Genomic DNA, 12653 nt, shown 5'->3' on the forward strand with positions numbered 1-12653 from the left:
ATACCCCATCCTTCAGCAATGTTATGCCAAAATTGCTTTTATCAAATTCTCATGGCTATAAGCCTCATTAGCTTCTATCAACCCTTGCTTATACTGCCCATGCTTCTCCGGATAACTGTTAACAAATGCTTCCAACTGCTTAGTAAAGGACTCCACGCTATCCAGTGCGACAGCCTCACCAACATTATATGCCTGCAAAACCTCCGGATTCATTTCCGGTGACTGCAAAATTGGCTTATAAAAACCAATAGCAGTAAACAACATTGCACTCCAGTGATAACGATAACGCTCTGCAGCATAAGGCGCTATAATAACATCAACCCCAAGCAACGCCTTTTGCCACTCTTCACCAATCAGATTCTTATGCCAAAATTCAATACCAGGAACATCCCTGTATTCACTGATAATCTTTTCAAACTCTTCACTGTCCTCTGTACGTGCCGTCGCTCCCTGCATAATCAGCTTTACAGGAACAGTAAACTTAGCACGCTTAAATGCATCTAAAAAGAAGCGTACATTCTTTTCACGACGATACTGACCAAAAAAGCCCAAGGTCAACGGCTCCATATACGTCAAATTTTTATCTACAGGCAAATCCTGCGGCTTAAACACAGGTGGAACAATCAAATCTACATTTTTCAAGCCATCATTTGCAAAATCATTACGCAAGGTAATAACCTTCAGATGAATATTAGGATAGCGTTCACAACGCTTTGCCTGTTTCACAAAATTAGCTTTTTCCTGAGGGTTAATACCATGGAAAATAATATATACAGGTATCTTGCTGTTCTTTAAGTCAGTATCCAAAATTGCGCGCAAATATCTGTAGGTTGCTGTAGGAATAATGATAGCATCATAATTATTTTCGCTGCTTTTTTTATAAGCAGAATTAAACCACTTTCTGCGCCGGCTTTCACGCTTTACAGATAACCACAGCTTTTGAAACTTATTGACACCTGCATAAGTTACAACCTCTCCACCTTCAAGGTAATTAACCTTAGCATTATATTTAATTTTAAAAGGGAAATTTTCCGGAACCAGCATCACCGGTTCATGCCCTTGGTTATTCAGCTCATCAACCAAAATACGGTCAAACTCAACCTCATGACCTGCTGGCATAATGATACTTTCTAAAATCGCTATTTTCATTTTGCTTTACCTCTTTGCAAATCTATAAGCTTAATATATTTAGTCAATGTATACATAAAATGATATATAGATAAGGTTATTCCTAATCTACCATCAAGAAGACCTTTTTTTAGCAACAGCATCTGAATAAACGAAAAAAAAGCATGACCATATGCGGTAAGATAACTGACATTTTTCCCTTTTTCGTAAGCATTCTGCGCCCAAATAGTCGTATATTGATTAAACTTGTTAAAGTACTGCTTCCATCCGGTATACGTATAATGCTCAATATAGCCAGCTAAGACATTTAATTTATCATCACACACCGGCTTTTCATGCACTTTATTAACCCAATGCACATTCTTGGTTTTAAACAAGCGCGGAACAAAATCAGGCTTTAAAACCCCATAATTAAATTCCTGACCAAAAGCTACAGACTTACGCTTAATCGAATACTGACATAGTTTATCTTGCTCAACAACGCTCTTGACGGAAGCTAACAATTCATCATTCATTCTTTCATCTGCATCAAGATACAGCACCCATTCAGTTTTTACATGCTGTAACGCAAAATTGCGCTGCGCCGCAAAGTCATTATCCCAAGCACGATAAACGACCTTTGCGCCATTTTCTTCTGCTAATCGAACCGTTTTATCCGTACTGCCGGAATCAACTATCAGCACCTCTGTTGCAGCCTGCTTAGCATTCTGCACAACAGCGACTATATTGCTTTCTTCATTTTTAGTTAAAACTACTACCGTAAGATTATTATTCATCTGTACTTGACACCTTTCAAGTGTATATTTCGTAAAACTCTCATTATATTCTAAGCAGACACATGTATTATTATCATTGAAATAACCTATGCTTAGCAATAATTATACCATATGTAAGCTATCACTGCATAACATTGTGAGTAAATCTTGAAATTCCTGGCAAAAAAGGCCATAGACCGCAATAAATTACGACTATGGCCTTCCTTTTTACTTCACCGCATCACCCTTAAGCACACGCCAAGCACCTACTCCGCGCATACTGTTGATGTAATCAGTGATTTTTTTATCAGTATTAGAACTTTGCGTATAAATTTTTCCATCTGCAGCATATAGCCTGTGATTAAACACCACGTCTTGATTTTCAAACATATTTGCCTGCAATGCAGCATAAGTAAAGCCAGCAGATCCAACAATTTCAGCCAATGTTCCTGCCAACTGCATATGGTTCCCAACAGATTTATCATTAAACCATGCTTGCTGCACACCGGCACCATAAAAAATACACGGTATAGACGACAAAGTGCGCGTATCCTGCTCCTTAGCAAAGCTGAAGCGCTCCGAATGGTCGCCGGTAATAACAAAAAGCGTATCACTGTACATACTTTGCGCCTGCTTTACAAAATCACCCATAGTTTTATCCGCATACCAAATATGACCAAGCTCAGTAAGTGTTTTTTCATCACTGGCAATATCTGCAGGCAGCTTGCTCTTAACCTGTGCTCTGGGGAAGCCCATACCATCCACATCAAGACTGTAAGGCGGATGATTACTTGTTGTTAATACAACATGGAAAACCTTTTCCTGCTCTTTTTCCTTGCTCATATAAGCTTCAATTTGCTTAAACAAAACAGCATCCGAACAGCCCCAGGCATTACCGCTATTATCACTGAATTCATCTGCACAATGAAATTCATCAAAGCTTTGCGCTTTAGTAAATTTGCCGATATTTTGCCATCCGGAAAAGCCACCATACCAAAAAACAGTCTTGTAACCAAGCTGCTTCATAATATAGCCAATACCGGTAGCATACTTGCCATTAAAGCTGTTTGCCTGATAGTTTTCATATAAACCCATATCAGGAATACCGCTTACCAAACCATTAACAGCAGAAATTGTTCCGCTGCCATGAGGCAACATAGTAGCAACGTGAGCAGCATCAGTGGAATTTTGCAGGGTCAGCATATTATCAACTAATCCCAAATCCTTGTACTTAGGTAAAAATGGCCAATTACCAAAGCTTTCGCCAACTATAAGCACAATGTTACGTGGCTGCTTAGCAAGCTTAGGCTGTTTAACAGTATGCATAAAGGCCTTATCAATGCTTTCCGCAGCTTCATTGCCACCGCTTGCAGCAATTTTTTCACGTAGCTGTGCAACTGTAATGTTGATATTTGTCACCTTATCAATTTTACGCTTCATATCACGCACACGGTATAAGGCCTGGCCATCATCTAAAATTGCTTCGTTCAAAAGATTAGATTTTAAGCGTGCGGCACTTTCCCAATTGATAGAATGAGCATAGTTAAAAGCACCACCATAACGCACAAATACGCATAAAACCGCAAGAACAGGTAACGTCAATACGGCGGTCAGTTTTTTATGCTGTACAACTTCAAAAGATTTGCCAGGCAAATTGCGTAACCATATACGCAATCCATAAGCCAAAGCAATGCCCAAAACCAGAGCCAACGGAAAACGCCACAATAACTGGTACTCTTTAACCGCAGTCACCAAGATTGCATAAATATCATCATGCGCACCATTTATCAGCATCATATTAAAGGCTGCATTAAAAATCTTGTAATACGGTATGCGCGTCATAAAGCAAACCGCAAAGAAAACTAAGGCCACAGCATGCCAGCCAAAACGCAGCTTATCTGCCGGCCAATTTTTCAAAATAAGCTTCGGCAGTGTTGCAAACACAAAGCCAATCAAAGCTATCATGCCCGCAGTCTTTAAGCTTAAGCGCAGTCCTAACAATAAAGCCATCGGAATATCGCTATAATCTCCATTCAATTGTCCGCTATAAATAGCAATAAACGCTATACGGAATACCGTAAAAACCAGGCACCAATAAATAAATGATTTGAGATCCTGCTGCAGGTTCTCAAAAAATCTTGCGTAAGAATTCATATAAAGCTTTCATCTCCCCATATTTTATGCAAATATAACTAATTATACCATACTTTTCGCTTAACATCTGCTTACGATTTAGAAGAATGCTAATTTTGAGTCAAAAGCTTAATTTTAGGCATTCGTCCAGAAAAATGTAATTTATTGCACTTTTTCATACGAAAAAATGCAATAAATTACATTTTTCCTAACGAATATTATGTGCGCACATTGTTCTACTATACAACTACATTTAAAATGCAAAATAAGGAGCAGCTTGCGCCGCTCCTCAATCATTCTTCATACTTCTTTATCCTGCGCTGCAGCAAAACAAGACGCAGCGATAAAACAACAGCACTGCAGATTACACCGATATCCAGGCTCTGCCAATAAGCAAAGGCCCCATTATTGAACTTGTAATCCAAAAGCAGGCCCACTGGCAGGCAAATCGCCCAATAGGCCAGCATGCTGCACCAAAACGTAGCGTTAACGTCCTTGTAGCCACGCAAAATGCCCTGAATCGGCGCCGCAACTGCGTCGCCTCCCTGCCACATAATAGCGTAGATAATAAACACCTTCACCAGCTCAATAACGTGCGGATTCGTTGTATAAATGAGCGCGATATATTCGCGTGCCACCAGCTCCAGCACCATGTAAATCATAGCGATAAAAAGGCTCATCTCCAGGCCAAGCGCCGTGTAATCACGCGCTCCCTGATAGTTTTTCGCACCGTATTCAACGCCCACCACAATCGTCAGCGCCAGCGAGAAGCTCATGGGGAACATATAGATGAGCGAAGAGAAGTTAAGTGCCGCCTGATGCGCAGCGATAACCTCCGTGCCAAATTTGGCAATAAACAGCGCCACAACGCCAAAGATGCTCGTTTCCATAAAAATAGCCACGCCCATAGGTACGCCAATGCGCAGATATTCCGCTACCAGCTGCTTAACAGGGCGCACAAAGCCCAGCACATCATACTGCTTGAACGGTGACAACTTCGTCACCACCACCGCGAACATCACCAAAAGCAGCCAAAAGGTTATTCCCGTCGCTACGCCGGCGCCAATGCCGCCCAAGCGCGGCAAGCCCAGCTTGCCGAAAATCAGCACATAGTTCAGGCAAGCATTCACCGGCAGCGCCAAAAGATAAATCTTCATCGACAGCTTCGTATAGCCCAAAGTGTCTACCAGACTGCGCAGCGGCGTAATGAGAAAGAACGGCAATACGCCTATGCCAAGTCCGGCCATATACCAGAGCGCAATGTGATAAACCTCCGGCGCCAGGCTCATGCCCTGCAAAAACGGCGGCAAGAAGATAATACCGCCGACAATTATCAGCGCAGAAAAGGCTACAGCCAACAGCATGCCATGACGTACTACCGTAGAGATTTTTTCTTTTTCTCCTGCACCCAAAAGGTTGGCAATCAAAGGCATCGCCGCCAGCAAAATGCCTGCAAAGCAGGTCTGCACCGGCATCCAGATATTACCGCCAATAGCAGCGCCGGCCAAATCCGCATCGCCTGCCTGACCGGACATACTGGCATCAAAAAAGTTCATGCCCATAATCGCAATCTGCGTACCGATAATCGGCAACATAACGCTCAGCAGACGCTTAACCTTATCCTTATAATCCTTGTGTAAAATTTTTAGCATATCCTTACTCCCATTTTCCCTAATATAACAAAAGCCACACGGCTGCAAACACAGTCGTGTGGCGAAAAGATGACTATTGAATCAGAAAAAATCCACAACAATTTTTCAAATTTAATTTTAACAATAAGCAGCCTGCTTGTCAAGCTCAGCCTTCTGCTTCTGCCAATTCGGAAAGATAAGCCCAACGGTCCACCATCTCATCCAGCTTTTGCTGTACAGCCTCCTGCTGCTTCGTCAAATCTGCCAGACGGGTAAAGTCGCTGCCGCATTGGTTGATTTCCGCACCCAGCATTTTCAGCTCAGCTTCACTGCGCGCAATCTCCTGGTCAAGACGCTCCAGCTCCAGGCGCTCACCATAAGTCATTTTCTTCTTCGCAGGCTCTTCGGCAGGCTTTGCCGCAGCCACTGGCTTAGCCTTGACAGGCTGCGCCTGCTGCGCGCTTTCCTCCTGCAATGCTTCCACATAATCGCTGTAGCCGCCGATATAAGGCTTGATGCTGCCATCCTGCTCCAACGCGAAAATCTTTTGTGCAAAGCGGTCGAGGAAGTAGCGGTCATGGGACACGGCGATAACCGCACCGGCAAAGCTGTCGAGATAATCCTCCAAAACAGAAAGCGTCGGGATATCCAGGTCATTTGTCGGTTCGTCCAAAAGCAGTACGTTCGGTGCCGTCATCAGCACACGCAACAGATACAGACGGCGTTTTTCACCGCCACTGAGCTTGGACACCGACACCCATTGCAGCTCCGGCGGGAAGAGGAAGCGTTCCAGCATCTGCGCCGCACTTATACGCTGACCGTCGGCCGTTTCAATATAATTATTCGCTTCCTTAATATATTCCAGTACACGCATATTGCTGTCCGGAAACTCGCTGTGCTGTGCAAAATAACCAATCTTCACAGTCTGGCCCACGCGCATTTCGCCACTCGTAGGCTGCAGCTTGCCGGCGATGATATCCATCAGCGTTGATTTGCCGGCACCGTTAGGACCGACGATACCGATGCGGTCATTACGCAGCAAGATATAGCTGAAATCTTTGATGTAATCCTTGCCGTCCCACACCATGCCGATATCTTCCAGCTCGATGATTGTTTTGCCAAGACGACTGCTGACGGAGGACATTTCCAGATTTGCTTCCGTCTTGACGTTCTTTACTTCCGCTTCAATCTGAGCAAAGCGCTCCACGCGGTCCTTCTTTTTAGTACGGCGTGCTTCCGCACCACGGCTGATCCATGCCAGCTCACGACGATAGATATTGCGCAGCTTTTGCGCAGCAGAGGCCTCCGCAATGCGGCGTTCCTCACGCTTTTGCAGGAAGAGGCTATAGTTGCCGACATAAACATAGCCCTTGCCGCCATCTATCTCCAAAGTACGATTAACAACACGGTCAAAGAAATAACGGTCATGGGTTACCATCAGCAAAGCGCCCTTGCGTGCCAACAGCTTTTGCTCCAGCCAGGCAACAGTGGAGTTATCCATATGGTTGGTAGGTTCGTCCAAAATCAACAGGTCCGACGGACGCACCAGCACACCGGCCAAGGCCACGCGCTTGCGCTGGCCGCCGCTCAGCTCGCCCATCTGCTGCTGCAGATTAGTAATGCCAAGCTGCGTGAGCACGGCCTTCGCTTCGCTCTCCAGCTGCCAGGCATATTTATCATCCATCTGCTGCTGCAAATCCAGCAAATGCTTTTGCAGCTTTTTGTTATCAGGCTCCGCTGCAGCCTGTTCCACCGCAGTTTCGTAATCACGCAACAGCACCATCAGCGGCGAATCGCCTTTAAAAACCTGCTCCAAGACAGTTGCATCTGCCTCAAACGGCGGGTCCTGCGGCAGATATTCCATCACCACGCCACCGGGAATCGTCAGCTTGCCGTCACCGGCCTCATGATTGGCAATCATGCGCAGCAAGGTACTTTTACCTGTGCCGTTGACACCGATAATACCGTACTTGTCGCCCTCTTCTACATTAAATGTAATATTTTCAAACAACAATCTGTCGCCATAGCTGTACGACAAATCCTCTGCACTTAAAATCATTTTACTTATCTCCCTGTAAAAAATTTACACTCTAAAATTATATCACGCCTGCGGATAAAAGTAAAAAGGACGAACCGCAAGGCTCGCCCTTCGTATTGCTATTTTACCGTTACCTGTAAATTATCGTTTTCTTCCGCTGCGTCCTGCAAAACCTGCAGCAGCTGCTCGCCATACCAGCCAAGCTTTTCATTGTCGGTAATATCAGCAGGCACAATGAGCTGCGTCGGCTCGACGATTTCTGTCAGGCAATCATACAGAGCATCTAAATTGGCACCGTAGTACACAGGCAATGCCAGCGCGCTGTGCAGATATTTATGCAGCGCAGGCACAGATGTCATGCGCTCAAGGTCTAATGTGATTGTTCTCATAATAATCTCCTTATTTTCCGTAAAGATTGCTGAAGGACTTGTAATGGTCGCCGGTGTAGTAAATCAGGCCATCGTTGGAAAAGACAATTCGCTTCGCGTTACGATTACCCTTCACATAATCAATGTCGCATTCCTTCCAGTTACGGCCGTTTTTCTTCGGCAACTTACCCTCGTAATTGCCGTAGCGGTCGCCGCCGATGGATTTACCCGGCGCAACCTTGTCGAGTGTGCCTTTAGTCTGCCAGCCCAGCTTTTTGGCTTCATTTTTCGTGATATAATTGTGCGGCAAGCGCTTATATTCGTTGATGTAGGCAGCAACGTGCTCCTTGTCGGTATAGGCAGCACTTTCGCTGATTTTGATTTTGCCGCTGTTGGCCTTGACGTTGGCCGCAGTATTCTGGCCGTTGTTGCTCTTGGTTGTATTAACAGTTGTTGTCTGGGTTGTCTGCTTATCATCGGTCTTGGGGCTGTTACTGCCGCAGCCTGCAATTACGCTAACGCTGAGCAGCATCGCCAGGAAGAACGCTAAAAGTTTTTGCATAAGTATGCTCCTTTCGTTTTCTTCCCATTATATCACATAGCCAAAACTGGCGCACCATTACCAATGCGCCCACCCCAAAAGTTCACAAGTAATTCCTTGAAAAAAACTATGCTTTATGTTATATTATAGTAAAGAAGACAACCGCCCACAAGGTGGGTTGCCTGTTGGTGTTTAGCTAGAAAGCCGCCCCGCCAAACCTGCAAAGTTTTGGGGCGGTTTTTCTATGTCCGAGATTACTTTCTGTTCTGAAAAATGAACGTCAGCAATGCTACGATAAAAATTCCAAAAGACATTAAGTCCTGAAAACTGAAATATACCATAGACATCACCTCGATTCTCTTAGAGAATTTCGGCAATGCCACCCCGTAAACGGTTGTCTTACAACATATTTTAGCATATAAAACAAAAACATACAACGAACAAGCTGTGAAGTTTGCCGTTGTATGTTTTTTATTTATATTTTGTTTTTTATTTATATTTTGTTTTTACCTTACATCTCTGCCATGAGTATAAACCGGCAACAGCTTCGGCGACAGCTCGCCCTGCACGCCGGCAGCCTTTTCTTCCTCAGCATAGCGACGTACATGCTCCAGGCTCAGCTTGCCCAGCTTAACAGCCTTCGCTGCTTCGGCAGCCTTAGTACCGGCAATGCGGCCAAAGACGATGATATCCAGCAGGCTGTTGCCCATCAGACGGTTGGTGCCGTGAATACCGCCAACAGCTTCACCAGCAACAAACAGTCCTGGCAGTTTGGTTTCCGCATCCTTGTCAATCAGGATACCGCCATTTTGGTAATGCAACGTCGGATAAATCAAAATCGGCTCCTTGCGCAGGTCAATGCCGAACTTAGCATACATGCGCAGCATACCCGGAATGCGTTTGGCAATCGTGCCTTCGCCATGCAGCATTTCAATCAGCGGCGTATCGAGCCACAGCGCCACGCCATCGAGCGCCTTCACGCCCTTGCCGCGGGCAGTACACTCGCGGATGATGGACGCAGCCGCCACATCACGAGTTTCCAAAGGATGCATAAAGATTTCGCCTTCGCTGTTTACCAGCTGCGCACCAATCGAGCGCACCTTTTCGGTAACCAGCGCGCCATAAATCTGCGCCGGATAAGCAACACCCGTCGGATGATACTGAATTGCGTCCGCATAAATCAACGGCGCACCGGCACGGTATGCCATAACAAGGCCGTCGGCAGTCGCACCGTAATGGTTGGAGGTCGGGAAGCCCTGATAATGCAGGCGTCCTGCACCACCGGTTGCCATAATTACGCATTTTGCACGTACAACCTTGTACTCCTGCGCATCGAAATCCCACAGCACCGCACCGGCAGTTTTACCCTCCTCGTCGAGCAGCAGCTCGACTGCGGGTGAAAACTCCAGCACCGGAATACCGCGGTTCTGCACCTCGTCACGCAGCACGCGCATGATTTCAGCACCGGTGTAATCGGCGCAGGCATGCATACGCTTACGGCTCGTGCCGCCGCCATGCGTCGTTACCATAGTGCCGTCCTGTTCCTTATCGAACATTACGCCCAACTTGCTCAGCCAGTCAATCGCCAAAGGTCCGTTGGTTACCAGTTCTTCCAGCAGCTCAGGAATATTTTTGTAGTGACCGCCGCCAAAAGCATCCAGATAATGCTGCGCCGGGGAATCGTTGCCCTTATCCGCAGCCTGAATACCGCCCTCGGCCATCATCGTGTTGGCATCACCCATGCGCAGCTTTGTAACTACGAGGACGTTAGCACCGCCGTTATGTGCTTCCAGCGCAGCGGAAGCACCGGCGCCGCCGCCACCGATAACCAAAACATCAACGTCATAGTCCACTTTTTCCAAATCAAGCTCTACATCCTGCAGGCGGCTTTTGCCCTCCAGCAGCTGTGCCAATTCTACCGGCACCTTCTGTCCCTTGTTGGGACCAACCTCCAGCACCTTGAAGCCCTTGGAGCTGTAGTCCGGATGGAACTCCTTCAGCAGCTCGTCCTTTTCCTCTGCCGTAAAGCGTTCGATAGAAGCGTGCAGACGTTGGGCACGGGTAGCTTCAACCTTAGCCATAGATTTTAACATATCTTCAGTAAATGCACTCACCTTGCCGCACCTCCTTATTTTTCAATCTCACGCTTGTTATACAGGTCTTTGATTTCGTCCAAAGGCATATTTTTCAGCTTTTCCAGCAGCGTTACATAATCGCCGTTTTCAATTTCGGCAACACGCTGAGCCAGATGCTCGCACTTCGGCGCAATATATTTGCCCGTCAGGCGACGGCACAGCAGGCCGACAGCGCTGTGGCTGATTTGCGCCGGGCAACGGGATGCGCAGATGTTGCAGCCAACGCAGTCAAAGGAAGCATGTGCTGCCTTCTCATATTCGCCGCGCTGAGCATAAGCAATATACTGCATAACATTCAAGCCCTGCGGACAGCCCTTAGTGCAGGCATTGCAGCCGATGCAGCTGAAAATTTCCGGATACAGCTGACCGACAATATTATCGCTTGCCTTAATCTCTTCGATATTAAAAGTGCGCTTGTTAATCGGGAAGGAATCAATCTTGCCAACGCACATGCCTTCCTCAACCTTCGTCTGGCAGGAAAGCACAACCTTCAGCTCCGTGCTGCCCTTCAAACGATAAATTACTGCGCAGGCTCCGCAAAAGCCGCTGCGGCAGCCGCAGCCGCGCACCAGCTTAAAGCCTGCATATTCCATGGCATCCATAATGGTCAGGGTTGCCGGGACACTGTACTTTTTGCCCAGCAGGTAAACAGTTACCATTTCTTCCATATTTTTGCTCCTTATATTTTCTTCTCCAAAAACGTATTTAAGAATTTCAAAGCTAAAATCCGCTATAAACAAAACAGCTTCGTTATTCTATATCCATACGAGCCCTAAACATATCGTAGATTGCGTCTGACAGAAACGATATATTTAGGGTGACGCATAATATTTAATTATGACTGGCATATGAGCCATCAATATATCGTGGAAGGAATAGCAATTTTAGCAAATAAGTGCTTGGAAGCATAGGAACAAGGGTACGTAACTTACTGTTACCGTCTTACAAATTTTACCGAAGTTCCGTCTTGCTTCCGCACGAAATTTGCGTTATGCCATAAGGCATAGGAAAATTGCTCCTGACTGGAACGATATATTTATGGCGACGCATAATATTGACTTATGGCGTGCTATCGCCGGTCATACTAATATTCGTCCGGCATCTCGTCCAGCTCATCGCAAGTAAACACCGGCCCATCCTTGCACACATACTTCTTGCCGATATTGCAGCGACCGCACTTGCCCACACCGCACTTCATGCGCAGCTCCAGCGTCGTATAAACCTGCTTCTTCTCAAAGCCCATCTCAATCAACGCCGCCAGACACAGCTTAATCATAATCGGCGGACCGCACAGCAGCACCGTCTTATCCGGCGTAAACTTCAGGTCCTTCAGAAAGTTAGGCACAAAGCCGACATTGCCAGTCCAGCCCTCCTGCGCACGGTCAATCGTCAGATGCACGCGCGTATCCTTTTGCGCCGGCCATACATTCGTCAGCTCATCGTAACGCACAAAATCTTCCTTGCTGCGAGCGCCATAAACAACATCAATGCTGCCGTAATCCTCACGCTTATCCAGCATATAATTGATTACACTGCGCAGCGGCGCCAAACCGATACCGCCGGCAATAAACAGCAAATCCTTGCCCTTTAATTTATCCTCAACCGGGAAATGATTGCCGTAAGGTCCGCGCACTGCTATCTGCTGGCCCGGTTCAATATCAAAATGCAAAAAGTTCGTAATTGAGCCGCAGCGTTTAATGCTGAACTCCATATATTTCTCGTTCGTCGGAGAGGAGGTAATGGAAAAAATCGCCTCACCTTTACCGGGAACGGAAAGAATAGCGCATTGTCCCGGCATATGCTCAAACAGCTTACCGCCGCCGATTTTCTCCACGCGGAAGGTTTTTACATCAGCTGTTTCCGTGCAGATATCCGTCACCACGCCAATCTGCGGAATCAAAGTATCCTGACAATTACACATCCT

Annotated in this window: 11 protein-coding genes; all 11 read right to left on the minus strand. The window is 46.2% G+C overall.

Annotated features, from left to right (window positions below; translation table 11 throughout):
• Positions 1–21: 21 nt before the first annotated feature.
• Positions 22–1149: a glycosyltransferase gene (locus KAH19_RS02245; protein WP_210684919.1), complete on the minus strand. Its 1128-nt coding sequence runs from the start codon at positions 1147–1149 to the stop codon at positions 22–24.
• Complete coding sequence (locus KAH19_RS02250) at positions 1146–1904, minus strand: glycosyltransferase family 2 protein (protein ID WP_210684920.1); 759 nt, start codon at positions 1902–1904, stop codon at positions 1146–1148. Before KAH19_RS02250 ends, KAH19_RS02245 begins: the two co-directional genes overlap by 4 nt.
• 207 nt (positions 1905–2111) lie before the next feature.
• Complete coding sequence (locus KAH19_RS02255; RefSeq protein WP_210684921.1) at positions 2112–4037, minus strand: LTA synthase family protein; 1926 nt, start codon at positions 4035–4037, stop codon at positions 2112–2114.
• 272 nt (positions 4038–4309) lie between these two features.
• Complete coding sequence (locus KAH19_RS02260; RefSeq protein WP_210684922.1) at positions 4310–5668, minus strand: MATE family efflux transporter; 1359 nt, start codon at positions 5666–5668, stop codon at positions 4310–4312.
• Between the two features lie 145 nt (positions 5669–5813).
• Positions 5814–7706, minus strand: a complete 1893-nt coding sequence (locus KAH19_RS02265; RefSeq protein ID WP_210684923.1) for an ABC-F family ATP-binding cassette domain-containing protein — start codon at positions 7704–7706, stop codon at positions 5814–5816.
• A gap of 98 nt (positions 7707–7804) precedes the next feature.
• Positions 7805–8074, minus strand: a complete 270-nt coding sequence (locus KAH19_RS02270) for a barstar family protein (RefSeq protein WP_210684924.1) — start codon at positions 8072–8074, stop codon at positions 7805–7807.
• A gap of 10 nt (positions 8075–8084) precedes the next feature.
• Positions 8085–8615, minus strand: coding sequence for a ribonuclease domain-containing protein (locus KAH19_RS02275; RefSeq protein ID WP_210684925.1), 531 nt, complete (start codon positions 8613–8615; stop codon positions 8085–8087).
• A 233-nt stretch (positions 8616–8848) separates the two neighbouring features.
• Positions 8849–8941 carry a putative holin-like toxin gene (locus KAH19_RS11020; RefSeq protein WP_371816686.1) on the minus strand — a complete coding sequence of 31 codons (93 nt, stop codon included), beginning with the start codon at positions 8939–8941 and terminating at the stop codon, positions 8849–8851.
• Positions 8942–9100: 159 nt separating this feature from the next.
• Complete coding sequence (locus tag KAH19_RS02280; RefSeq protein ID WP_210685481.1) at positions 9101–10687, minus strand: FAD-dependent oxidoreductase; 1587 nt, start codon at positions 10685–10687, stop codon at positions 9101–9103.
• A 35-nt stretch (positions 10688–10722) separates the two neighbouring features.
• Entirely contained in the window at positions 10723–11397 is a 675-nt protein-coding gene (locus tag KAH19_RS02285; protein ID WP_009145612.1) for a 4Fe-4S dicluster domain-containing protein, read from the minus strand.
• 416 nt (positions 11398–11813) lie between these two features.
• A complete protein-coding gene (locus KAH19_RS02290) occupies positions 11814–12650 on the minus strand; it encodes an FAD/NAD(P)-binding protein (protein WP_210684926.1) in 837 nt (278 codons plus the stop codon).
• Positions 12651–12653 lie beyond the last annotated feature (3 nt).

The organism is Phascolarctobacterium sp. Marseille-Q4147 (assembly GCF_017968825.1).
Taxonomy (GTDB): Bacteria; Bacillota; Negativicutes; order Acidaminococcales; family Acidaminococcaceae; genus Phascolarctobacterium_A.